The organism is Mesorhizobium sp. P160927 (assembly GCF_057766385.1).
In genome coordinates, this window is record NZ_JBYMDW010000001.1 from 2,316,740 (window position 1) to 2,342,277 (window position 25,538).

Annotated in this window: 11 protein-coding genes and 3 pseudogenes; 12 read left to right on the forward strand and 2 right to left on the reverse strand. The window is 59.6% G+C overall.

Annotated elements, in window-relative coordinates:
- Positions 1-221: 221 nt before the first annotated feature.
- Genes AC3CB8_RS11265 through AC3CB8_RS11275 form a run of 3 tightly spaced genes read left to right on the forward strand, consistent with a single transcriptional unit; the run spans position 222 to position 7,289 of the window.
- Positions 222-3,731, forward strand: coding sequence for a TerB N-terminal domain-containing protein (locus AC3CB8_RS11265; protein WP_352726728.1), 3,510 nt, complete (start codon positions 222-224; stop codon positions 3,729-3,731).
- A complete protein-coding gene (locus AC3CB8_RS11270; RefSeq protein ID WP_352726709.1) occupies positions 3,728-5,050 on the forward strand; it encodes an ATP-binding protein in 1,323 nt (440 codons plus the stop codon). Before AC3CB8_RS11265 ends, AC3CB8_RS11270 begins: the two co-directional genes overlap by 4 nt.
- Complete coding sequence (locus AC3CB8_RS11275; protein ID WP_352726707.1) at positions 5,001-7,289, forward strand: DEAD/DEAH box helicase; 2,289 nt, start codon at positions 5,001-5,003, stop codon at positions 7,287-7,289. Before AC3CB8_RS11270 ends, AC3CB8_RS11275 begins: the two co-directional genes overlap by 50 nt.
- A 267-nt stretch (positions 7,290-7,556) precedes the next feature.
- Here AC3CB8_RS11275 and AC3CB8_RS11280 read toward each other — a convergent pair whose 3' ends face one another.
- Positions 7,557-10,166, reverse strand: a complete 2,610-nt coding sequence (locus tag AC3CB8_RS11280) for an AAA family ATPase (RefSeq protein ID WP_352726704.1) — start codon at positions 10,164-10,166, stop codon at positions 7,557-7,559.
- A gap of 447 nt (positions 10,167-10,613) precedes the next feature.
- On the opposite strand from AC3CB8_RS11280, the gene AC3CB8_RS11285 reads away from it, so the two are divergent.
- From AC3CB8_RS11285 to AC3CB8_RS11295, 3 genes and pseudogenes are all read left to right on the forward strand, one after another.
- Positions 10,614-11,873 carry a metallophosphoesterase family protein gene (locus tag AC3CB8_RS11285; RefSeq protein ID WP_352688662.1) on the forward strand — a complete coding sequence of 420 codons (1,260 nt, stop codon included), beginning with the start codon at positions 10,614-10,616 and terminating at the stop codon, positions 11,871-11,873.
- Positions 11,870-15,340 (forward strand): ATP-binding protein, encoded by a 3,471-nt coding sequence (locus AC3CB8_RS11290; protein WP_488377306.1) that lies wholly within the window; start codon positions 11,870-11,872, stop codon positions 15,338-15,340. The genes AC3CB8_RS11285 and AC3CB8_RS11290 overlap by 4 nt, the downstream gene beginning before the upstream one ends.
- A gap of 257 nt (positions 15,341-15,597) precedes the next feature.
- Positions 15,598-16,627, forward strand: a pseudogene (locus tag AC3CB8_RS11295) (IS110 family RNA-guided transposase).
- A gap of 453 nt (positions 16,628-17,080) precedes the next feature.
- Here the strand turns inward: AC3CB8_RS11295 and AC3CB8_RS11300 are convergent.
- Positions 17,081-17,674, reverse strand: a pseudogene (locus tag AC3CB8_RS11300) (IS110 family transposase); the annotation flags it as partial.
- A gap of 594 nt (positions 17,675-18,268) precedes the next feature.
- Here AC3CB8_RS11300 and AC3CB8_RS11305 point away from each other — a divergent pair.
- The 6 genes and pseudogenes from AC3CB8_RS11305 to AC3CB8_RS11330 form a co-directional block, all read left to right on the forward strand.
- Positions 18,269-18,370: pseudogene (locus tag AC3CB8_RS11305) on the forward strand (hypothetical protein); the annotation flags it as partial.
- 173 nt (positions 18,371-18,543) lie between these two features.
- Positions 18,544-19,512, forward strand: coding sequence for an AAA family ATPase (locus AC3CB8_RS11310; RefSeq protein WP_352687936.1), 969 nt, complete (start codon positions 18,544-18,546; stop codon positions 19,510-19,512).
- 278 nt (positions 19,513-19,790) lie between these two features.
- A complete protein-coding gene (locus tag AC3CB8_RS11315; RefSeq protein ID WP_488377307.1) occupies positions 19,791-22,037 on the forward strand; it encodes a S8 family peptidase in 2,247 nt (748 codons plus the stop codon).
- Positions 22,038-22,062: 25 nt separating this feature from the next.
- On the forward strand, positions 22,063-23,247 hold the full coding sequence (locus AC3CB8_RS11320) for a caspase family protein (RefSeq protein ID WP_352576285.1): 1,185 nt from the start codon (positions 22,063-22,065) through the stop codon (positions 23,245-23,247).
- A complete protein-coding gene (locus tag AC3CB8_RS11325) occupies positions 23,244-24,470 on the forward strand; it encodes a hypothetical protein (protein WP_352687939.1) in 1,227 nt (408 codons plus the stop codon). The genes AC3CB8_RS11320 and AC3CB8_RS11325 overlap by 4 nt, the downstream gene beginning before the upstream one ends.
- Positions 24,471-24,480: 10 nt before the next feature.
- A complete protein-coding gene (locus tag AC3CB8_RS11330) occupies positions 24,481-25,524 on the forward strand; it encodes a ComEC/Rec2 family competence protein (RefSeq protein ID WP_352726701.1) in 1,044 nt (347 codons plus the stop codon).
- Positions 25,525-25,538 lie beyond the last annotated feature (14 nt).

Sequence of the window (25,538 nt, forward strand, 5' to 3'; positions counted from 1 at the left end):
TCCCCCCCGGTAGCGCAGGCGGCTTCGACCTCAAAGGCACCCGTCATCGCAAGTGATTGCTTGGGCAGGGTTCGCCCACAAACGTCCCCTCCCGCTCGAACCGGAAATACTTCTGCGCGAGTTCTCAAAAGAACTCATCCCAGCTATGCTCAGAACCGGAGGGCGGGGCAAACGGGATGAGGTTGCCATTTCATTGGACGACGGCAGTCGCCTTGGCGACAGTGCTGAGTGTTGCAGGCACCGCAACTGCCCAGGATTCCCGATATTCTGCGCGACAGATTCAACAGGCCCTTGCTGAACATGGATACGATCTCGGGACCGCGGACGGAATTTGGGGACGTCGGTCCATCAGTGCGCTCAAGGCTTTCCAGAAAGCGAGCAACCTCCCTCAGACCGGTATTTTGGACCAAGCGACGTCAGCTGCGCTTTTTCCGCAGCTCAAGGTGACACATCATCCCTTGACGCCCATAGCCACGGATGCACGCCCGTCGACTTTGGAGCAGCCTAATGTTCCAACGAAGACAACTCCAGAGACAAGCAACGTGGAAGCCGGCAAAGCTGGTGGCGATGTCCGCCAGGCGCCGCCTTTGCCGGCGCACACCGACGGGGCTTCAGCCAAATCCGATCGTTTAGCGCCGGAGCCCAACAAAGCCAGAGAGGGGCCAACCACCCCAACGCCGCGTTTGATCTATTTGGGCCTGCTAGGGATCGCCGCCGCGTTCTTCTTCCTGCGGAGACGCCGAAGAAATCTAGCCGCGGAGTCGGCTCCAACGGCATCCGAAAGCAAGCGCAGCGAACCTGAGCGCACTCCGAACCGGTCGGCCAGAACCGATAGGCATCGCCTCCATGTCCCGACCATTCGCATGGTTCCAGCCAACAACACTGCTGGAAGGCAGCCAGTCGACAAAAAGCCGGTCCTGCCGGCGGACATTGCGGCTTCTCTCGCGGTACATAACGCCGCCGTCCACGAATTCATCCGTCAGCGAGGAGCGATCCGACGGCCCAAATCAGGGGCCAATCCTTCAGCCGGGCAGCCGTCCGTTCCCGCAAAAACGAGTTGGCAAAGCATAGAGGCCACCAAGGTCACCCCGGTGACGACTACATACGAGGGATCACCGGCATCGCATAATGCTCAGACAGCGGAATCCATTCGACAACGCGGCCCTGTTCTCATTCCCCCTACGGCCGCAACGGAGCAGACGCAGCCGTCGGGCTCCGAAAGCAAGGGCAGCCAACTTGGTAGCGGTCTCGACCAATCGGCCGGAAGCAACAGGCACCTCTTGGTTCGGAACGATCCGATCGTTCCAGCCAATATTGCAGTTGGAAGACAACCGGTCGAACAGAAACAAGCCTTACCATCAGATATTTCGACTTCTGTCGCGGCACATAATAGAGCTGTCCACGACTTCATCAGACAACGCGGAGCCATTGGACCGCCCAAACCCGTGCCCAATCCTTCAGCCGCTCCCGCAAAAACGGGTTGGCGAAGCATTGAACCCACCAAGGTCATTCCGGCAACGACCACAACCGATGGATCGCTCGCATCGGACAATGCTCAGGTTTCGCATCTCATTCGGCAGCGCGGCCTTATTTTTGTTCCCAACACGGCCCGGACGGACCAGCCGCGGTGGTTCGATCGGCCACCCGCAGTGCGAGCGAGTCCCGCCTCGCGCCAGTCGGCACATTGGATTCCGGCGAATACATCAGCAAAAGTGGGAAGCCACGACATTCCCGGCGGTATGATTTATGTAGGCGAGCACCTGCCGAGGCAGGGCAGTTCAACCGACCCGGAGAACTGCCTGATCGACCCGAGATTGACCGTCGCCACTCACGGCGATCCGCTGGGTCAGACGATGGGCTACTGGCCGTCCTACTCGAGCATTTCGCCCGCGGCGCGAAAATCCTATCTGGACTGGCTTGCCGGATCGCGATCCGATCCCGGCGCCTATATCGGATACGTGTTCCTCTATTTCTACGGTCTCGAACGCCGCCTCATGTTGGAGGAAAGCCCGCCCGACGCCTATGGTGTCGAGTTGCTTTCGGCTTACCAGCTAAAATCGGCTCAGTTGCCGGAAAAGTTTGATCTGGAGGTCGAGGAAAATAGTTACGAGATCCCAATAATGCTGAAGGTCGTGCGGGTGCGCAGCGGAGAGGCGATAGAGCCGGACCTTTTGTTGGCCTACGTCCTCGCCGATCCCGAAACGAGGGTGCGAACGCCGGCGCGACGGGCACAGACGCTCCTGCGAGAACTGTTTGCGGAAGCAGTGGAGAAGCAATATCCAAATGGCGTGCGCGTTCCGGCGGCCGGAGTGCGAAAGCTGAAGGTCAACTATCGTGCCTGCAGCGGGACGTTCGATCTGGCAATGCGCCCCTTTGGCGGTGACCTCCCGGACATCACCAACCGTGGCGAACCGATAGGCGGTGCACGCCGCATCTTCGAAGATTGTACGGATCGGCTCGACAACTACAGCCGCATACTCGGCCGTTCGGAGGGACTGAGACCTAGCCTTGCGGCGGTGGCTCAGCTGCCCCTGGGTTTGCGTGTGAAGACTTGCGAGAAGCTCGCTGGTCGCCCGCTGAGCCGGCTCCAGGAACTGGCGATTGAGGGCACCCTGATTCCCATTCAGAAACTGGCTGAGTTGGCCGGGATGGACCCCAACAAAATTGCCACGCGGGCAAAGCAGAAGGAACTTTCCGGAATTCTGGCCGCCCTTGGCTATGGCCATACCGCCGATCCTTCCTTTTCCCTGAAGTCGGCAAAACCAGACGAGCCGACGATGGTCTTTGCCCTGGAGCGCGAAGCTGAAGCTGATCTCGAACCGGGCGAGCATTTCCGTCCCATGCAACTTTCAATCATGCTCGGTATGGTGATCGCTTTCGCCGACGGTGTCCTCCACCCCCTGGAGGAACGCAGGCTCTTCGACAAGATCGACGAGGCGTCCGCTCTGTCGAGGGACGAACGTGTACGCCTCAAAGCCGAGCTGAAGGTCTGCGCAGCCGATGCTGGCCGCATAATGTACTGGACCAGACGCATAGGAGACGTGCCGGAAGACCGCCGCGAAGATCTCGCCGATGAATTGGTAGCAATCGCTGCGGCAGACGGAACCCTTCACGCACGAGAAGTGTCCCAGCTCGAGAAGCTGTTCAGGCAGATGGATCTGGACGAAGCCTCCTTCTACTCGCGCCTGCATGGCAGTGGTGCGCCACAGAACAGGCCGGGCGACGGAAATGACGATCTTCCCCTGGTTATCCCCGCCGGGATCCAGCCGCCGGGCATTCCGGCGTCGCCGGCGCCTCCGGCACGTGCCACGCGCGTCGACATCTCGCGTCTCGAAGCGATCCGACGCGAAACCCGCAGCACCTCCAGCGTCCTTGCCGATATCTTCGTGGACGAAACAGAGCCGCCGACCGAGTTTCAGCCCGCGACCGAGGAAATCGAGACGTCCAATGGGGATGCGCGCTTCGACGGGCTGGAGCGACGCTATGGTTGGCTCCTGTCGCAACTGATCGAACAGAGAAACTGGACAGCTTCCGATTTCGAGCGTTTGGTCCGCGGTGCCGATCTGATGCCGGGCGCGGCGAAGCAAGCACTAAACGATTGGTCCCTCGACCGCTTCGACGAATTGGTCTTGGACGGCGAGGACCCTGTCATCGTCAACGCCAGCCTGTTTTCCGAGACCACTGCCCAGTCTCCGTCGCTTACCGTCTCTGTCGAAGGAATGTCAGCATGACGACAAAAACCCCACCTATCAAACCAAGAGATCGAGACACCATTATCAGCGCCTTGCGTGCCGGTGTCGTGCCGCGCATCGGTCTCCAGCATATTCAGGTGGGTCGCCGGCGCGAGATCGAAGCGCTGATCCAGGATATCGAGCGGATTGGCAACGGCGGGTCGAGTATCCGTCTCGTCATCGGCGCCTATGGTGCCGGCAAGACCTTCTTCCTGTTTCTCATCAGGCAAATCGCACTTCAGCGTAAGCTTGCCGTCTGCCAGGCCGACCTTTCTCCGGATCGCCGCATCCACGCCACCGGCGGGCAGGCGCGTACGCTCTATGCCGAGCTCGCCACCAGTCTTGCGACCCGCACGGCACCAGACGGAGGCGCGCTCAGAAACATTCTGGAGAGCTACATACAGAAAGCATCCGAACGCGCTTCCTCAAGCGGGACGACTATTGAAATCACCATCAAGGAAGGCCTCGGCGATCTTCGCGAGATGGTCGGCGGCTATGATTTCGCAACCGTCATCGTTGCCTATGCGCGGGGCTACGAGGAAGGAAACAGCAATTTGCAGGACGCCGCGCTGCGTTGGTTGCGCGGCGAATACACGACCAAGACCGAGGCGCGAGGCGATCTGGGCGTGCGTACCATCATCGACGACGCGTGCTTCTATGATGGCTTGAGACTGCTCGCCCGTTTTACACGGCTCGCTGGTTTCGGTGGCCTGTTGGTCTGCCTCGACGAACTCGTCAATCTCTATAAGCTGCAGAGCGCCCAGGCCCGCAAACAGAATTACGAGCAGATCCTGCGCATCTTCAACGATGTCCTGCAGGGCACGACGCAAGGTATCGGCTTCATTCTGGGCGGCACACCGGAATTCCTGCTCGACACGCGGCGCGGTCTTTACTCCTACGAAGCCTTGCAGTCCCGCCTTGCCGGAAACAGTTTTGCCGGCAATGGTCTGGCCGACTATTCCGGTCCGGTGGTCAACCTGCCGAACCTGACCCCGGAGGAACTCTACCATCTCCTGGAGCGACTGCGCGACGTCTTCGCGGCCGGCGATCAGGAAAAATGGCTGGTTCCGGACGAGGCACTGCACGCCTTCATGGACCATTGCGCCAACCGGATCGGCGAGGCTTATTTTCGGACCCCCCGCAACACGGTGAAGGCCTTCGTCGATCTGCTCGCGATCCTCCAGCAAAACCCTGGCACAGATTGGAAAGACATGCTCGGCGCCGTGGACGTCGCGGAAGATCGAGGTGGTGCAGGCGACCAGCCCATCGATGACGCTGAAGGCGGAGCGGACGACGAGCTTGCAATCCTCCGCATTTGACACGCTTTCCGAGCCCGTCAGGCGCTGGATATGGCAGCGGAAATGGCGGTCGCTAAGAGATGTCCAGAAAAAGGCTATTCCGGCCATCCTCGCGGGCGGCGACGTCGTGATTTCCGCGCGCACTGCCGCCGGCAAGACCGAAGCCGCCTTCCTGCCATTGTTGACCCGGCATGCCGAACACGCAGGGAGCGCCGACGGGTTCGCCATCCTCTATGTCAGTCCGCTAAAGGCGCTGATCAACGATCAGCACCGGCGGCTGGAGAGCCTGTGCGAAGGCAGCGGTGTACTCCTGCACAAATGGCATGGCGACGTGTCGGCGGACGCCAAAATCCGTGCACGAAAACGACCTTCGGGTATCGTGCTGATCACTCCGGAATCGCTTGAAGCGTTGCTCGTCCGCAGAGGCGGTGAGGTAGCGCGAATGTTTTCACGCCTCGATGCGGTGGTCATCGATGAGTTGCATGCCTTCATCGGCACCGAGCGCGGTATGCAGTTGCAGTCGATCCTCAACAGGATCGAGGTAGCGACCGCGCGAGACCGCATCGATCGAATTGGGCTTTCAGCAACACTCGGCGACATGAGCCTGGCTGCCGAAGCGCTGCGGCCCGGCAAAGGGGCCAGCGTCACGGTCGTGGAAGGCAAAGACGAGGGGAACGGGGTCCGTTTGCAGATCCGGGGTTATCTGCTGGACGGCACCGCCCCAGGCGATCTCACGGCCACCACAGACGATAGCGGTCCGCCGGCAAAGCCGGCCGAACCTTTTGAACAATCGACGGTGCCATCGGCGCTTGCGGCCGACTTGTTTCGTCTGCTGCGCGGCCAGAGCAACCTGCTGTTTGCTGGATCTCGCGCCAATGTCGAGGTTTATGCGGACATGCTGCGTTCGATGTGCGACCAAGCGAGCTTTCCAAATGAGTTCTTCCCGCATCATGGCAATCTCGCAAGGGCCATGCGCGAGGAGGTCGAAGCGCGGCTTCGAGACGATCCGCGCCCGACTACGGCGGTCGCGACCACCACCCTGGAACTCGGAATCGACATTGGCGAGGTGGAGACAATCGCGCAGATCGGACCGGGCTTTTCGGTCGCGTCACTTCGCCAGCGCCTCGGCCGATCCGGCCGCAGGGCCGGAAAGCCGGCAACGCTGCGTATTTTCGTCATCGAGCCTCCCATTGGTAAGGGACGACACCCAATTGACCGGCTTCGCCTGGATCTGGTTCAGTCGATTGCGATGGTTGAGTGCCTGAGAGCGGGATGGTGTGAGCCGCCATTGCCAGCTGGGCTGCATCTTTCAACGCTCCTCCATCAAGTGGTGGCACTGATAGTGCAGACCGGGGGCATAAGCCCGACGGTCGCCTGGAAATTGTTGTGCGAGCGCGGCCCCTTCCGGGCCGTGGACAAGACGCTGTTTGCCGAATTGCTTCGGTGCATGGCCACGCCTGAAAACCAGTTGCTTGAGCAGTCGCCGGAAGGCTTGCTCATGATCGGAGAGACCGGGGAAAAGATCACGGAATCGTACGAATTCTATGCTGTTTTCGCCACGGAACGGGAATATCGGATCATTCACGATGCACGCACGCTCGGCACCTATCCGCTGAGCTCTCCGCTTGCACGTGGCGAGACGATCATTTTTGCGGGGCGCCGCTGGCAAGTCATCGAAATTGATGATCGCGCTCGGGTTATGATGGTAAAGCCGACACGGGCTGGAAAGCCACCGCATTTCAATGGCAAGGGGGCGGCCATCCACGATCACGTGGTGGCAGCGATGCGCGCGGTTCTCGTATCCGATGAGGCCTACCCCTATCTCGATCCTGCCGCGAAGCTACTGCTGGATGAAGCGCGCAGTTCGCACCTGGACCTGCAACTGGATCGCCGTTCAATCATTGCGCATGGAGAGGGGGTCCTGGTTTTCCCCTGGGTCGGAACCAGGAAGCTGCAGACCCTAACCCTGGCATTGCTGGCCCGCGAGTTCGAAGCATCGCATTTGGGGCATGCCATTGAGCTTCAGGAATGCGAGGCAGCGAAGGTAATGGAAGCTCTGCAGGATATAGCTGGCTCGCCGGCACCAGACGGGCAAGAACTTGCTGCACGGCTAGCACAGCCCGCATTGGCCAAGTTCGACACGTTCCTGAGCGATCAATTGATGACATTGGTCACAATGGTGGAAAGAATCAGCGCCAAGGACTTGCCCCTGATCGCCGCCAACGCGCTGGGAAATCATACGACGCATGAAGTCACATGACCTCCGGGACCGGTTGCCCGCACTCGCCTCTGGCAGCCTTTCGCACATGTCCGAGCCTGTTATAACGGGCACGTCGACTCGCACCTGCGCTCACCAGACTTGATCAAATGAAAACCAGCATCGATCATTTGCCGGAGCACAAGCAGGAGCAACTTGCCGTTTGGTCGAAAGGAGGCTGGTCGTCCGAGCGCATGGTCCATCCGCTCTCGCCAGTCAGCGGGCTCGACACAAGGCGCGAACCCGTTCGCGCCCATTCCGTTGTAATTTCTAGTTCTTAGGCTTATCCGGTTTCGCCTTGGTGATGATCGCTTTGGCGCGCTCGACAAGCTGCCCCAGCTTTTCGATGGTCGGAGGAGCTTCTGTGCCGGCCTCCGTATGGCTATGGCCTTCCATCATGGCCGAACACATCTCGAATACGTCGATGATTTCTTCGATCAGGATCTGATCCCACATGACGCGACGAAGTGCTGTCACCATGATGCGGTCGTCCCACCGTCTCACAACTTGCTTGAGCAACAGGTGCGGCACCACTTCCTCGATTGTGCGCCGTAGCTGCCCGGCGCCCTTGCGCACCAGATCTACCCGAGCCGAGCCGAGGAGCTGTTGCGCTTGGGCCAACGTTTCTTCCGCCAGCTTGGTTTTGAGATACTGGGGCGTGGAAATTGGGGCGTCGTTAAGGCTGACGAATCCAGGTTTATCGTTGGCGCCTCTTTGAACCCAGTGCATCATTGGTTCGATCTGGGCTTTTTCCGCTGCGCCGCAAACCTTGGTGAAAAATAAGAGATCGTGTGTGAATATGATGACCTGCCGGCTCTTTGCCTCCTCAACCAGCCGGCCAGCGATACGTTCCTTGCGCTGATGGTCCTGGGAATTTACCGGATCATCAAAAATTAGCCCGGCATTGAGCTCATTGAGAGCGGCCTCAGTCAGAAAGTCCGCCAAGGCAACGGCCCTTTGCTCACCCTCACTCAGGATTTGATCCAAAGCGAATTCCTTGATGGCAAGCGAGCGGATCGTTTGCCCCTTTTGGCCCTTGGTGCGAAACTCAACCGGGATGGCACATTCTAGTCCGGAGCATTCTTGTCCGAGTCGCGATCTGTAGGTTTCTGCAATGACCCTTGAAAACAGTTCCCCCTCTTTCTCGGTGAGGCGGCGGGGGCTCAAAGCCGGCTTGGCCTTAGAGTCAGCGACCTCACACCATTTGAGATCCGATACGTATTTTTCGATGTCATCGAGATTTTTGCTTAGAACTTCGCGATGACGAAGCTCCACCCTCTCTGCGTCGAGCTTGGCGATGGCATCCGCGACACTGAGAAGCTTCAAATCTGCTATATCCGCGTCAATCTTTGTAATCACAGCCTCAAATGCTGGCGCCAAATCCATGGTGCCGTCGCCTGGAAATGTCTCTCCTGCCTTTTGCAAGGCTACAACGATGGCATCCCGGTCAAGCTTGAGGATGGCAAGGAGCTGAAGAATCTGCTCATCGAGCGAGGGATGCGCAGCCTTGAGATATGTTCGCGCAACCGTGTCTTCGCCGAAAATATCGAGGGTTAGGCTCTCGAAACCTTTGATCTTGGCCTTGATCTGGGTGTCCAAGGCCATCAGCGCCGTTCGGTCCGTACTGGTGAGGAATTCCCAATATCGCCCGAAGAGTTCAACGGCCTGGTCGCCTAACGGCTGCTGGCAAAGCAAACAACTGTCACCGTCGTTTGGATAATGATCGTGTTCAACGGCAGCCGACTTGTAAGCGGCTGTAATGAGTTTTTCCCATTCCGGCCCACCGGCACCCTTCAGCTTTTCCGACTTGAACGATGCCGTACCGGTTGCCGCTACTTTCTTGGCAGTGTCGTTGAATTCCCTAAGTAGGCTTTTTGCCCCATCCCGCTCAGTCTGCGAAAGACCTGCGCGTACCTGCTTTAACGTGTCACGCAGAACCTCGACCGGCATACGCGCTTCCGTGAGCCGTCGAATGCTCTCCTCCGGCGAGGTGGACTGCAATTCCAACGTCAAACGCTGGATTTCCTCAAGTCGGGCATCTTCGTCCTTGCCGTACTCGGCTAGCTTCCGTAGAGCCACCAGGTCGGTCTTTGGCCCCAGTGCAGCAACCGCCGCCGAAGCGGCCGTTACGTTTCCGATGAAAGCGTTTACGAAGCGATTTTGCTTTGGTCGCACATCGATGGCGGCGGCCAGCTTCTGAGCCAACAGACCATACACCCTCGCCATCTCGGGAAATACGTCAAAACCTGCCGGCTTGAAGCCAAGAGGTCCTGAGTCCGACAAATGCTTTCCCGCCACCGAACTGTCGAAAACTGCAAAAGACCTCTTCAGCTCGGCATGCTCCGTCGTTCCATCGAAGACGAGCGGGATTTCGTTGCCAGCGTGATCGACCAAGACAATGGTGGCCGAGGCTTTTCTTGGAGCGGTATCGTCATAAATGTCGGGAATGATCGCGTGCCGAGTTCTGCTGAAACACACATTCGTCAGAATGCGCGCAAAGCCGCTTTTTCCAGCACCATTTCCACCATAGATGAGCGTCAGTTGGGGCGAAAAAGCCAGCTCGGCAGATGGGGTCAGCGCATTTACGCCGCTGACGTCATGAATTCGCAAGAGCCGGGGTTTTTGGGAGGCGAGCCCGCTCGCTTTGCCGGTTATTGTTGCCGGAAGCTCGAGCTTTGGACTTGGTTCGTCCGCCAGTCCGAATCCATGCAGGAAGACACTATAGACCTGCCCGATCTGCTCAGCAGTAAGAACGCCATAGCGCACCGCCCAAGCAAGTGTCAGCTTTTGCCAGGGCGAGAAATCTTTCGCCCAAATCTCCAGCTCATCCCAAACCGTCACCTGAGAGGGCGGGGCCGCCTGCACGTCCTGAACTGTCAATTTGTCTCCCCCGATCAGCCGTCACTCCGATAAGTAATCGGGCATAAAGTCAATATCCAACCGGATCAGGCGATACTATTTCTTGTATCCAACACTTGAACGTCCAGTACATGCCGACTGTGGTTTTTGTGACGCCATGAACCTAAGCCTCAGGTTTCTCCCTTGGCACATCGTGCTCGAACTGGCGTCGCTCGCAGGCATGCAAGAACGGCTTCGGTCGAGCGGTCGAAAGCATGACTGACGATCAACGAAAGCCGAGCGGCGTGAACCCATGCTCGGCAATGATGTGGTGGAGCAGGCAACGATACCGTCACCCGTTGTGGCCGGACGCCAAGCTCGGCAGTTTCACCTCCATCCGGCGCGATAGAAAGCCAATACAGCGTACCTTGAAATTCTTCTATCGGACCACGATCGAACATCGGTATGTTTGTGATCGGAGACCGCGCAATGGCATTTCGATTCGTACACACGGCCGACATCCATCTCGACTCGCCGCTGCATTCGCTGGCGATGCGAAACACCGACCTTGCCGAACTCGTCGGAGACGCCAGCCGTCAGGCGTTTGTCTCGATCGTGGATCTCTGCCTTGCGGAATTTGTCGATACCCTGGTCATTGCCGGCGATCTCTATGACGGCGATCAGACCTCGATGAAAACGGCGCGGTTCCTAGCGTCACAGATGACACGACTTCACCAGGCCGGCATCAAGGTTTTCAAGATCCGTGGCAATCATGACGCCATGTCGCGGATATCGAAGCAGTTGGTGTTCCCGGACACGGTCACGATCTTCGGCGGCCGTCCCCAGGCAGTGCTGCAGACAGCGGGCGGGCTCGACATTGCGTTCCATGGCTTGAGCTTTGCCAGCCCCAAGGCGCCGGACAGTCTGCTTCCCAAGTATTCAGCTCCGCGTGAAGGTACGGTCAATGTCGGCATCATGCATACGAGCCTGGCCGGATCGCCGGGCCACGACGTCTACGCTCCCTGCAGCGTCGCTGACCTTCATGGCCATGGCTTCGACTACTGGGCGCTTGGGCACATCCATGTCCGCCAAGTCCACGCCGGGGCGAGCACCGTGGTGATGCCAGGAATTCCACAGGGCAGGGACATCAACGAGGCCGGCGAGAAATCCGTCACCCTGGTGACGATACGAGACGATCGCACCGTCGAGATCGAGGAAAGGCTGACCAGTATCGCGCAGTTCGAGCGGTTGAGCGTCGACCTGACCGGAACGGTGGAATGGTCCGAAGTCGTCGGGCGGCTGCGCTCCGCGCTCGAAGATGTGCGCGCCTCCGTCAGATCCCGTCATCTTGTGGTCCGTCTCGGTTTGACCGGGGCGTCACCCTTATCCTGGGCGCTGATACGTGACCGCGACCTGCTGCTCGCAGAGGCCGAGCAGGTCGCGGAACACACGGGGGACACCTGGGTGGAGAAGCTCGAGCTCAATGTCTCTCCATCCGCGGGCGAAACATCGGAGGGCGTCGCTGATCCGATTTTCGAACTCGCTCAATCCATGCGCGCCGATGCCAGCTCAGAAGCTTTCCGTGCCGAGGCGAGGGCGTTGGTCCAGAAGGTGATCGCGGATCTTCCGCCCGACGGGCGAGATTTCGCCGGAAAGGATGAGGCTGGGCTGGAGTTGTTCCTCGATAGGATGCTTGCCAACGGCGCCGACCTGGTCACCGCCCGCCTCAAGGCCGGTGGATCACAATGAGGCTCCGGCGACTTGATCTCATCCGTTACGGCAAGTTCACCGACAGGACGATCGACTTCGGGCAGAAACCGGAATCCGGACCCGACCTGCATATTGTCTTCGGCCTGAACGAGGCCGGCAAATCGACGGCGCTTTCCGGGTATCTCGACCTGCTGTTCGGAATCGAGGAACGCAGCCGCTACAATTTCCTGCACGAGTACAGCGCAATGCGCATCGGCGGTGTGGTCGAACTCGGCGGCGCGGAGCACTCGTTCACACGCACGAAACAGCGCACCAACTCATTGCTGAGCGAGACGGGCCAACCGGTCAGCGAAATGGCGATATCAGCACATCTCGCGGGGCTGTCTCGCGACGCATACGAGACCATGTTCTCGCTGGACGACGAAACGCTGGAAGCAGGTGGAAAATCAATCCTGGAATCCCGCGGCGACCTGGGCAAGCTGCTGTTTACGGCCAGCGCCGGCCTCGGGCACGCAAGTGATACATTGAGCGTACTCGAGGCCGAAGCGGACAGGCTCTATCGCAAGCAGGCACACGGGACCGAGCTTGCGCTGCTCAAGAAGCGGCTTGCGGAACTGAAGGCCGGTAAGGACGCGATCGACACCTTGGCGTCGACTTATGAGAGCCTTGAAGCCGAGCGTCTCGACGCGACAGAAAAATACGACCGCAGCATCGCCGAACGGTCGGTGCTGTCGGCTCGGCTCGATACCATCGCGAAGTATCTACGCGCGATCCCGATCCTTGCCGATATCCGACGTAAGGAAGCCCAACTGGCTGACTTGCCTGAGATCGCTTCACCGTCACGGACCTGGACGGGCAGCGTCGCCGACATGATCGAGACCGACGCCAGTCTGAGAACACGGCTATCTGCGAGTGTGGACGAGCTCGAGCGGGTGACGACCAAAATCGCCTCGGTCGATGTGGACGCGGTGATCCTGGCGATTTCCGAACGGGTTCGCGGTCTGGCCGACCGCAAGGTGCGCTACGTCTCGGCCGGTCTGGACCTGCCAAGTCGCAGGACCGAGCTGCAGATCCTCAACAATGCCGTGACGAGCTGCCTTGCTGCCCTCGGACGATCCTGCGAGCCAGAACCTGCCAGACTGCTCTTGCCTGCTGCAACCATCGGGGCTGTCCGCACCATGGTCGAGCAGCGATCCGGGATCGTTACTAGCGTGCGCGTCGCGCGCGACGAGGCTGCGGCAGCCGCTGATGCGCTTCAGGCGGCACGCGAGCGGGTTGGCGAAGAACGGGCCGTGCCCGAGCCTGCCAGGGCAAGACTGGCCTCGGCTGTGTCGACGGCAAGGGCGAGTGGGCACTTGAGGGAAATCAAGGCGGCACGCGAGGCCGTGGATGCCGGCGCAATTCGATGGGAGGCCGCGATCGCGCGCTTGCATCCCTGGTCGGGAGATGCTCAGGCATTGGCCAGGGTCGCCATTCCGAATGCTGGACAGCTTGGCGCATGGAAGGCGCTTGCAGCAGAGCTCGGAAAGAGCAGGGGCGTCGTTTCCGAACGTCTTGCCGAGCACCAGGACAATCACGACTTGCTTTCGGTGCGGCTGGATGCCCTTCGCTCCTCGGTCGATGTCAGCGACGATAAATCCGCCGCCGTCATTCGTCGCGCCCGGGAAGAGGCCTGGGCACGGCATCGCGATGACCTCACTGGGGACACGGCGGACGAGTTCGCGGCAGCACTGGCTCGAGATGACAGTGTCGGAGCAGGCCGTCTGGCCAACGCACGGGAGCTCGTTGAGATTCGCACGGCAAGCCGCAGCCTCGCTGAAACCGCTGCCACCATCGCGCATGCGCGCGCCCAACTTGCACGCAACAGCTCGGACCGGGAGGTCGTACTCTCGGAAATTCGCGCAGCGGCAAGAGAGCTATTCGGAGAGTGCCTGGAAATTTCCTCCGAACGACTGATTGAGCTGATCGAGAATCGCATTGCTGCCCGGATCGCAGCGCTCGTGACCTGGGACGAGATCGAGCTTGCCCGCAAGAAGGCCGAGCGGGCGGTTGATGAGAGGGACCAAATACGCCTGGAGCTGAGCGGGGCTCTGGCGAGTGTCGGCGTTGGTTCAGATCCCGCCGACAGCCTTGAGACGGTCATGGCCGTGGCAGAGTTGTTCCTTGACAGGCAATTCAAGGTGGACGCCGAGCGTACCGAGACGCTCAAAACGGTTAGCACACGGCACGAGGATCTTGCCGCCAGGCAGCGAGCCGTCGACGTTTCAGAGCGACGTGAGGACGAATGGCTGGCCGGCGTTGCCGAAGCGCTCAAGGGCACCTGGCTCGAGAGCGGCATATCGGCGGCCGGCGTCGGCAGCGTCCTCGATCAATTGGCTGAACTGTCCAAGAGTCTTCAAGACCGGCACGCCATGCAGCTCCGCATCGAGAAGATGGAGGCGGACAGAGAAAATTTCCTGGTCGAGGTCAATGCCGTTGCAGCCGAGGCGGGCGACGTGGCGGACAACGAAGAACCGGAACAGCTAGCGATCCGGCTTGCCGAGCGCCTGGAGCGTGCCGATCGTACGCGCGAGGCGAAGGCAAATCTCGTCAACGACCTGCAGCGCCTGCATGAAGCGCGTGAGATCCTCGATGGGGAGATTTCGGCACATGAGCGCCGCAAGAGCGAGGTTCTGAGCGTCTTTGGCGTGGCCACGCTGGCGGACGTCGTGCAACGCGACGAACTCCTGCGCAACAGGGATCGCCTGCGCGCTACGGTCGCCGAACTCGAGGAACAGGTGTCGGCCGAGCTCGCGGTGGAAGGGTTCGAGCAGGCGCGTTCGATTTTGGATGTTCTCGATCTGAATAGCCTGGCCATCGAGAAGGCTGAAGGCGAGCAAAGGCTTCGGAATCTTGACGGAGCGATACAGCAACAACTCATTCGGCAGACGCGAGCGGCCGACAAGCTGGACGATATCGGCGGCGACAGCGCTGTTGCCCGCATAGATGCCGATCGACGCACCGTCCTTCTGGAGATCCAAGAAAAGGCCATCCGCTACATCGAGCTGAAATTGGGCGTCATGGCCGCCGGGAACGCTCTGCGCGTCTATCGGGAGCGCCATCGATCCGGAATGATGGCGCGGGCATCCGACGCTTTCGCGCTTATGACGCGCGGCCAGTACTCAGGCCTGACAACCCAACCGGTCAAGGGTGGCGAAGTGCTCATCGCATTACAGCGCGACGGGCAGTCCAAGGTCGCGGACGCGCTGTCGAAGGGCGCGCGTTTTCAGCTTTATCTGGCCCTGCGGCTTGCAGGATATTACGAGTTCGCTCAGTTTCGGCCCTCCGTGCCCTTCATTGCCGACGACATCATGGAAACCTTCGACCATTTCCGGTCAGAGGAGGTTTTCCGGTTGTTTGGAGAGATTGCGAGTGCCGGTCAAGTAATCTACCTCACGCATCATCAGCACCTGTGCGAGATCGCCAAGACTGTTGTGCCTGGCGTAGCAATTCATAATCTCGGATGAGATTGGACTTTATTTGATGCGTTGCTGACATACCGTGCCGTTCGATGTTTTACCTTAGCTAGTCTAATCGACATTCCAAGCGCCGGCCTTCGCGTCCGCTTTGCGCCCAATGCACGAACATGAAGTAATCGCGGGAGCGGTGGCCACCAAAGCTGTGGCGGCGATGTTAGGAACTCTAGCCAGCTGGCTGTCCCCCGATAGGATGAAGAACGGGCTCACGATCGACACCGGGCCCAGGCATCGAACGGAGGACAGCCATGAAGCAGTATATCGGTCTCGACGTATCCATGAAAGAGACGGCAATATCGATCCGGCAGGACGGCAAGAGGATTTGGCGGGGCAAGTCGCGTCCGATCCGCAACTGCTTGCGGCGGTGATCCGCAAGCGCGCACCGCATGTCCGGCGGGTCGTGTTCGAAACGGGGCCGCTGTCGGTGTGGTTCTACCATGCGCTGACGGCAGAGGGGCTGCCGGTGATCTGCATCGACGCGCGGCATGCCAAGGCCGCGCTCGACATGGCCGCGAACAAGACCGATGCGAACGACGCCGATGGCCTGGCACATCTGGCCGAGGTCGGCTTCTACCGAGAGGTTCGGGTCAAAGGTTTCGACAGCATGCTGATCCGCACGCTGATCACCGCGCGGCGCCAGCTTCTTAAGATGCGTTTGCAGATATCCAACCAGATCCGTGGGTTGATGAAGACGTTCGGCCTCGTCGTGCCCAAGGGCGCCGGCAGCGTGTTCGAGCGCAACGTTCGCGACCTTCTGCAGGGGAAGACAGGCTGGCACGCATCGTTGCACCGATGCTTCAGGCGTGGAGTGATATGCGAATTCAAACAGCCGAGCTGAGCAAGCAGCTGGCCGCTATGGCGCGTGAGGACCAGCACTGCCGTCTGCTCATGTCAGTGCCCGGCGTAGGCACCGTCACAGCCACCGCCTTTACCGCGGCCGTGGAGGATCCGGCGAACTTCAGGAACTCGCGCGCCGTGGGTGCATGGGTGGGCCTGACTCCGAGGCGCTACCAGTCCGGCGAGGTCGATAATGACGGCCATATCTCGCGCCGTGGCGACAATCAGTTGCGCGGACTGCTATACGAGGCGGCCGCGGTCATCCTGAACCGGTCGACGGATACCAGCACCCTGCGAACCTGGGCGTTGGAGCTGACAGAACGGCTCGGCTTCAAGCGAGCGGCCGTGGCCCTGGCGCGCAAGCTGGCAGTGATCATGCATGCGATGCTCCGGACGGGCGAGCTGTTTGATCCGCACGGAGGAACGCAAGCCGCTGTCTGATACCTCGGTCGCTGGCCTGCGACAATTCCGCCATACCATTCCACCAACAGCGTTCTTACAGGACGCACCGAGCCGTCCCTGCCGGGACGTGGCTGAGATCATTCCGCGAAGCGGGAAGCAACTGCCTCGTTAGCAGAGTGCGTAACGAACATACGAAGATCTCACCTGCGAAACTCATCCTGCGGCGATCAACTTTGCATCGACCGCGTAGACGACCCTGTACCCGGCATACGAACGACCATCGGCAAAAAGGACGACTGCTTGCATCTACCCCCTTGACGGTCGGGCGATTAGACGACCCGCTTCGCGGGAAGGCGCGGTTGGCAATGCAGTATGGCAATCCTCGGCTTTGAGTGCCTAACTGCCTGACCAGACCATGGAGTTTCCTTCAACGAGAGGAACTCGCCATGGCTACCCTGCCGACCAATGCACCGATATCACCGCTTCGTCAGCTTTGCGTCGATCTTCTTTCAGTGGTTCGTATCCGGACACACCTTGGCTGAACAAAAGGCCCTTTATCCTGTTGACGTGGCTGATCCGCTCGTTCGTCAGCGCCTTCCGCTCCCGCACCAACCGGCGACGGTCTTCCTCCTCCGGCGTTGGCACTCGCAACATCGCGCAAACCCGAGGCTCGCCGCGGTTGTAGGCCAACAACGCTCGAACCAGTGCTTCCCCGTCGATCCTGTCGGTCTTGGCCCGTCGACGGCGACGCGATGTGGCAATGGATGCCGGGTCGACGACATAGCTCTCGATGCCTTCGCGTTCGAGGACCCGGTGTATCCAGAATCCATCCAGACCAGCTTCCTGGATTGATATGACCCGGAAGCTCTGCCCAGTCCGCACTTCCGCCTTTCGTTGCAGCTCTGCGACGTGATCGAGCAAACCCGGAATGTCGCCCCCGGACACGAGGTGTCTCGACATTCTCTCGCCCCCACCTGGCGAAAGCGAAGTCACGAGCCATTTTGAACGAGACAGTTCTAACGAGACAAATATTGCGGCAAGATCGACGCGGATAGCGGCCGGGGCTTTGGTGGTGTTGGCTTGCATGCTGACCTCCAGGTGATGTTTGGCAACTTCACTCTGGCAGAGCGCGGGTCGCCTTCCATCCCCATAGGACATCTTCACAATGTCGGCCGTAGCGACAGACCACATCACTTCCTGAAAGCCGACATTTCCTACGTCTGTCGAAGTTTTAACGGAGGGCGATAGCACTCCGCAGCCTTTGCGCTTGCTGAGGTTTTCGCTGTGTCCTGGCATGTTCGACCTCGACGGGGATTTGACAAACTCGTCCCCAGCTGAGTTGGATCCGGAACGACTGTTCCGTGATCTCATGCCGAGGTGCGGCCCAGTTTTCGAACCATGCGCCCGCGCCGATCTTCCTCGGGAATTTCTGGTCCTGGGCGTCGCGTTGTGAAGCAGCTCGAAGGCGAAGCTCTCCCTGTTGAAGTCTCTCTTCGAGAACCAGTATCCATGTATCCCGTCCGAAGCCAGATGCCATCTCCGGCAGCGTTTGCTATGCTGAGGGCCAGGGCTAGCTGCCGTGTGCCGCTGGCCCTCGGTCGAGATCGATCTTGATGAATTCGCCCGCGTGCCTATCCCCGCCCCGATGGATGGGAGGGTTTTATTGGCCTTTACCCGTCGATGCTCAAGGAAGGCGATGAAGTCGCTTGCGCAGCAGGGGAACGCAGCCTATCGGTCAGAGACGTAAGCGCAGCAGCGGGCGTTCCCAAATCAACGCTTCATCGACTTGTATCCGAAGGCGCCGTATCGCAGCCATCCCGCGAAGCAGTGGCCCGTTGGCTGAAGACGGTGGACGCGTCACCGTCGGCGATTGTAATGAAAGCCAAAAACTTAACGATCTGCTCAAGCAGCTCGATGTATTGATGCGCGAAGCCAAAACGCAGAAGGGGTAACGCATGACGACTTCTCGACAGGTATTGGGAATGGTTCAGAGCCATATCGCCGGGGATGGCGTTCGTTTTCTGTCGATCGCGGAGCAGATCGCGCTAGAGGCCGAAAAGGCCGGGCGAGGCAAATTCGCAGAGTCCCTGCATAAGTTCGTGATTGCCGCACGTAACGAAAAGACCTCGCGCACGATCCAATTGGCGAAGCCCCGGGGCGATCTCGCCGAACTCCTCGATGTCACATATCCGGACATCCTGCTTCCGGACGTCGTTCTGCGCCGGGATTTGCGTGATGGTATCGACCGCATTGTCGACGAGCACAAGCGACTTGTCGAACTCGAAGCTTACGGCCTGAAGCCGCGCCGCAAACTTCTTTTCGTCGGCCCGCCCGGCACAGGAAAGTCGATGACCGCTCATGGGATCGCTTCCGAGCTTGGACTTCCCCTCTTCACCGTTCAACTCGATGGCGTCATCACCAAGTTTATGGGTGCCTCCGCGTCCAAGCTGCGATTGATCTTTGAATCCATGACTGGGGTTCGGGGCGTCTATTTCTTCGACGAGATCGATGCGATCGCGGCAAGTCGGGCGCACGAGAACGACATCGGGGAGGCCCGGCGTCTGCTGAATTCGTTCCTGCAACTCGTGGACCGCGACCAGTCGCACAGCATCATCATCGCAGCGACCAATCACAGTTCCCTTCTGGATCGCGCCGTCTTCCGGCGGTTCGACAGCGCTTTTCGATACGAGCTGCCCACGGGTGACGAAGCGCGCCAGGTCATTCGAAACAACATCCTGGCGTTCGATGCGGGTTCGGTCGATTGGGAATCCATCGAGAAGCATACCAGTGCTCTGTCACAGGCAGATCTCGCGGCGGCCGCTGTCGATGCAGCGCGAAAAGCCGTGCTCGAAAACGGCGGAAAGCTTACGACCAAAGAATTGGTGTGGGCGCTTGAGGGACGGATGCAAATTCACTCGAACTAAGGGTGGCATCAGGTGTATTCGTGAGGCAGGGAATCACTCCAAGGATTAGGATATAGATGCCGCTTCAGCCTCATCTTCATCTACGAAACCTTACCTTGGCTGCTACTCCGTTTCGGCCTCATCGTAGCGGACGAACAAAGAGAGATCCGGCGACTATTCCGGATAGGGCGGGCCATGCCGGTGCCCTGAAAGCGAATTTCGCAAAGATAGCGGACCGTCTTGCGGAGCATACTCCCGCGCAGGAAGAAGCCGGAATCCCCAAGAACAAGCAGGGAGTGGTGATCACCGCCACAGGGTTCGGAACACAGAAGCTATGGATCGGCGAAATGAAGGCGTCCAGCCCTGGCGTTAGCCTGCTGTCCGTCTCGGCCGCCCACGATGACGAGCCTGCGTCAGCGAAACTGTTCGTGACAAGGAACAGCCTGGAGACGATTTCGAACCAGATCGACGCGTACTCAGCTTTTGAAGAGCGCCGTTCGAACGTCAGCTCAACCAAGAAACCTGCACGCTTTCAGTTGTTCGAAAGCACGTCGGAATTCAAGCCTGCTTCGCTGGAAGACATCTGGAGCGGACCTATCGACGACATGCCCAAGAGGAAGTCCGAGTCCGTCGAAACCTGGATCCGTTCCGACAGGGCGGCTTACTTTTATAGGGTGGCAGAGCGGCTGGGGATTTCCATCATCGGGAATCCTACAAAGTTCACGGACAGCATCGTCGTCGACATGACCCTGAACGCGGTCCAGATGCAGGCACTGCTGGATTGCACGGGAGCTGTCATCGAGTTCCGTCCCTCGTCCGATTTCGTGCACGATTACCGACGCGTGGACGGCGACGCACGCAATGCTATTTCGAATGCGGTCGCTCAACGGATCGTTCCCGCCCCAGCCGGCGCGCCTCGCACCGTAATCCTCGACTCGGGCGTATATGCAGCCAACCCGTTGCTGCGAGCCTCGATATCTCGGGCCAACCTCAAAACCGTGGATGTGGATTGGGGAACGGACGACAACAGCGGCCACGGCACCGCGATGGCGGGTGTGGCATTATTCCCGAACCTCGAGGCGGCTGCTACCTCTCGCGCGCCGATCATCCTGACGACCGCGTTGGAGTCCGTCAAGGTTTTCCGACCGTTGTCTTCCACGAACCTGATCGTTCCGCGCGACGCGATCCAGGAGGCAGTCAAACTGGTGGAGCGTGATTCCGGAGTGGAGCGTGTCTTCTCGCTGTCGGCGACAATTCCTGGCGAAGACGAGAGCGGACGGCAGAGCGCCACTTCGGCTGCCGTCGACCAGCTGGCATGGAACGACGGAGTTCGGTCGAGGCTTTTCTGCGTGGCGGCCGGCAATGTTCCCGTGAGCCGGGAGACGCCTTATCAGGTAGTTCATTACGGCGGGCGCAACGCGGATTTCCCGGTTCAATCTCCCGGGCAGGCAGTCAATGCGTTGTCGGTAGGCGCCTATACCGACAAGGACATCAGCGTCGGCACGCCGGTTGCGCCCAAGGGCGATCTTTGCCCGGTCTCGCGCACCAGCCAGAAGTGGGACAACAAGTACCGCACCTCCAACAAGCCGGACGTGGTTTTCGAAGGTGGCAACCACATTTTCGATCCCGGCAAGAAGACGTCGCGTGGTTCCGCCGACACACGCGTTTTGACGACGGGTCGGGCAGCCGGGCAGGAGTTGGATCTCACAGGCGAAACCAGTGCAGCGACAGCCGGGATCGCCGGTCTCGCGACCCGTGTACTTTCCCGATATCCTCAAATGCGATCGGAAAGCGTCCGAGGCCTGATCGTGAACGGCGCGTCTTGGACACCAGCGATGCAACGGCAGGCAGAGGGCGGCTCCGAAGATCGCAAGCGGGTACTCGACACGTTCGGCTGGGGAGTTCCGGACGAGCGGCACATTCAGGAAAGCGACAGCAACTCGCTTACTCTCGTCATTGAAGACGAAATCACCCCGTTCGAAACGCGAGACGGTCGATGCGGCCTCAAGGAAATGAAGTATTTCGACCTTCCGTGGCCAAAACGTGAACTCGGACGGATCGGCAATGCCGAAGTCAGGCTTGCCTGCACCCTATCGTATTTCATCGAACCCGACCCTTTGGCGGACAAACGCGCTAGGAAGGATCGGTACGCGTCGCACAGGCTGCGGTTCCAATTCAACCAGCCCGACGACACTGCCACAACTGCACAAAGTCGATTGAATCAACTCGTCGACCTGGATGACGACGAAATTGAGGTCCCGAACCTCGATGACGGTCGTTGGTTCATGGATTGGCGCCGCAGCGACATAGGTACCGTTCATAACAACATATGGACGGGGCCTGCGCACGAGCTGGCGGTCCGCGGCGGCGTATGTGTCTATCCAGTCAAAGGCTGGTGGGCTGATCGCAGTTCGCCCGAGTGTCGACGTTCCACACCGTTCAGCCTAGTCATCTCGCTACGCACCGCGCACGCCGACGTCGACCTTTACACTGAGGCGATGGCCAACGTGCCGGCCCACGCGATCATCGTTTCGACAAACGTATGAGCGCTGCCCAAGTATGGTCTCGACCATGACCGATGCTGCACTCGTATTCGAGGGTGCCGTGCCAGACGGTCCCGGAACTCACGTCCTGCTGATCGGCGTCTCCGCTTACGATCATCTGCTGGGAGGCACCGACGAGAAACCGCACCTCGCCAACGACATGGGGCAGCTGGCGTCGCCTGCCAAGTCGGCGCGCGCCCTCGCCGAATGGTTTCTGACGGAGTTCGAGAACGCCGACACTCCCCTTCAAAGCCTCTCGCTTTTGATCTCGGATCCTTCGCCTACGCCGTTCAGCTTTCCCGGGAACCTGAGCGAGCCGAAGGTACCTCCGACCGCGACGATCGGGAGCGTCACCGCTGCGATCGACGGCTGGCTCGGCCGTTCTGCGAAGTCTCCTGACAATATGGTGGTATTCTTCTTCGCAGGGCATGGTGTATCTTCATCGGACCCCCTGCTTTTCCTCCAGGATTTCGGGGCCCGGTCATTCGATAAATACGCGACTTCCGTAAATCTTGAAGACTTCCTCGGTGGAATGCGAACGATGGTCCCCGGAAAGCAGCTGTTCCTTATCGACGCCTGCCGGACAACGGAGAAGACATCCGTCGAACTCGCCGGCGAGCACCGGGGTGTAGGGCTGGTTTCCGCCGTTGACCCAACCGGAACCGGGCGAAAGCTGGCTCTCCAAAGCGTCCATCATGCTTCCACCGAATTCGCCGTGGCTTATGGGGCGACGGATGGGGTTAGTCTGTTCACCGAAGCGTTGCTTCGCGCTCTGCGCGGCGGAGGTGCGCAACCTCATCTGCAATGGCATGTTGGCACGAGTGGCCTGGAACAGGCGTTGGGAGCATATGTGTCACGGGCCGCGCAAAAGCACTCCGTGATACAGGTCCCGGAGAGATCGCGTGGCCAGTTCTTCAAGATTTCCAAGCCCGCGAAAGTGGACGTACCGCTCCATATCTCTCTCGATCTCGCCGAAGCCTGGGGACACCTGGACAACATGGAGGCGCGCTGTGCGACGGGCATCTCGGCGAGCTTGACCCACGATCCCGCGAATCCGATCGAGGAATGGTCGTGTGTCGTGCCTCTGCGCGAGCACATGGTCGCAGCCGCCTTCAAGCAGGGTGCTGCCTACAATCACGCAGCCGAAGTGGTGATGGTCGCTCCGCCGGAGACGGTCTACACCCTGACGATACAAGCCGGGGCCGTGCCATGAAGGGCACGTTGAAACTCTACTTCGCCCGTGGTGAAGGCATCCGGGATTTGCCGTCGGGTATCGCTGTCCGGATCGAGAGAGCGGTCTCCGAAAGCGATGGCGAAGCGACCGCTTGGTCAGTCCTCGTCCCTACGTCTCCTCACGGCCTCTCCGTTGAAGTCGATGCGGGAACCTACAGGCTACAGGCCTGGCTCCCATCCGGACAAATCCTGCAATGCAGGGCAAACGTGGAAGAAGCCTCCGAAACTCCGGTGGAATTGAGGCCGCCAATGTCGCGCGCGACCGCCGACACCCGGCACCGCCTCGGAATGTACAGGGTAGATCTCAGCAAAGAGTACGACCCCTTCGAGTTGCAGCCCGCGTTCACTTCCGGATTCGACGACGAACCGATGGAGACGTTGGATATATGCACAGAAACCCCGTCCTTCGTGTCCTGGACCGACGTACATGACCGCATTGTCGAAGTTGACGGAGAAATCGGGCACGGCTTGGACGTGAGTTTCGATGCTGGCACCAATGCCTTGTCCATCAGTGCCGGCGACGGCCATGACTACTTCGGGTCGCAGTTCGAACGTTGGTGGGTTCGTGTGCGTCACGATCGCGGGGAGAGCCTCGGAGTTCTGCCGCTGGCCTGGTTGGCCGGCGCGACCCAATCTCCCGGGGCTTCGGTTGAAGTCAGGTTCGAGCGGGTAAGTAATCATCTCGGCGTCACCGTACGCGACTCCAGACTGGATGCGTTGCTCGAGTATCTCAAAGCGGGCAGGCTTTCGGCCGCAGCGGCATCGGTCGCAATGTTCTCGGATGACAATACGATCGTTCATGCCATCCGGGACAAGCGTTCCAATCCCCTGGCGGCATGCGCGGCCGCCTATGTGAGCCTGGCGACGGCGGACAGGAAGCAGATCGAACACTGGCGGAACTGGGCGCCTAACTTGATGAATTTCTTTCCGTGGATGCCGGACGGTGCGATCATCCGAGCCTGCACGCTGATGGATGGCCCGGTCTCCAGCGATACGCGGTCCGAAATCCTTCAACTTGCCAAGGAAGCCTTTAACCGCGGGCTGCCGTTCTTCACTGTCGGGTTCAGTCACCTGCGCGACATCTTCACGATCTTCTCGGCTGACGATGCCGAAGCAAAGCAGATGTTGGGCCGCGTCCGCTCTATGAGTTCTCGATGCGAGATCAGCGAGGCCTTCACGACACTTCAGTTCCCACGTCATTGAAAGGGATGTCATGTTCCGCGTCAGGATGCTGCCTGCCGATGACGGCGACTGTCTTCTTCTGGATTACGGGACGGAGGATCGACAGCATCATATCCTGATCGATGGTGGACGTGGGTCCACCTACGCCGCATCGATCGTCCTGGCGCTGAAGGATATACACGGGCGCGGTGAACGCATCGATCTCCTCGTCCTCAGTCACATCGACGCCGACCACATCGAAGGACTACTGCCTCTGATCGAGGATCCTGACCTGCCAGGATCCGTGGCGCAGGTCTGGTTCAACGGTTTCGACCAACTATCGGATCTGGAAATCTTGGGGCCCAGACAAGGAGACGCCTTCTCGGACGGTCTTCTTAAACGAGCATGGCCCTGGAATGCCGACTTCAATGGCAAGGCGGTGGCAATCCGCGAAGCGAAACTGCCAGTTATTAACGTAGTAGGCGGGATGAAGATAACCCTCCTGACACCGACGATGAAAGCGCTATCCCGGCTACGCTCGGACTGGATCGAGTATCGTCAGTCCAAGACCCTGCCTGTCGATCCCGATCCAGTCGCAGCCGGGCTTGAGATCCTTGGCCCGAAGCTCGCGACCGTCCCTGGAAACGTCGCGGCGCTGGCGGACGCGCCGGATGTGGAGGACAGAACCGTCCCGAACGGATCGAGCATTGCATTCGTCGCCGAATTCGAGGGCCGACGAGTCCTGTTGGCTGCGGATGCCCACCCGTCGGATCTCTTGGAAGGGTTGCGGAAGCTCGACACCGAGGAGCTTCACCTGGTGAAGCTCTCGCATCACGGAAGCAAGGCGAACACGACCATCCCGCTGGTAAGGGCCATGGCAGCTAAGCGCATCGCGATTTCGACCAGTGGCGCTCGAAACCGACACCCGAACCCGGAAGCGGTCGCTAGGCTGATCCAATACGGTCCAAAGGAACTGCATTTTTATTTCAACTATCGGACACCATATACTGAGGTCTGGGATTCACAGGCCATGCGCGATGCCTTCGGCCACGAATGCTTCTTCGGCGAAGGATTCGAGATGAAGATCGACGTATGATCAAGAGGCGAGGC

Coding starts and splice junctions, on each gene's coding strand:
- AC3CB8_RS11270 (WP_352726709.1), top strand. CDS start 3,728: ATGACGACAAAAACCCCACCTATCAAACCAAGAGATCGAGACACCATT.
- AC3CB8_RS11275 (WP_352726707.1), top strand. CDS start 5,001: ATGACGCTGAAGGCGGAGCGGACGACGAGCTTGCAATCCTCCGCATTT.
- AC3CB8_RS11285 (WP_352688662.1), top strand. CDS start 10,614: ATGGCATTTCGATTCGTACACACGGCCGACATCCATCTCGACTCGCCG.
- AC3CB8_RS11290 (WP_488377306.1), top strand. CDS start 11,870: ATGAGGCTCCGGCGACTTGATCTCATCCGTTACGGCAAGTTCACCGAC.
- AC3CB8_RS11310 (WP_352687936.1), top strand. CDS start 18,544: ATGACGACTTCTCGACAGGTATTGGGAATGGTTCAGAGCCATATCGCC.
- AC3CB8_RS11320 (WP_352576285.1), top strand. CDS start 22,063: ATGACCGATGCTGCACTCGTATTCGAGGGTGCCGTGCCAGACGGTCCC.
- AC3CB8_RS11325 (WP_352687939.1), top strand. CDS start 23,244: ATGAAGGGCACGTTGAAACTCTACTTCGCCCGTGGTGAAGGCATCCGG.
- AC3CB8_RS11330 (WP_352726701.1), top strand. CDS start 24,481: ATGTTCCGCGTCAGGATGCTGCCTGCCGATGACGGCGACTGTCTTCTT.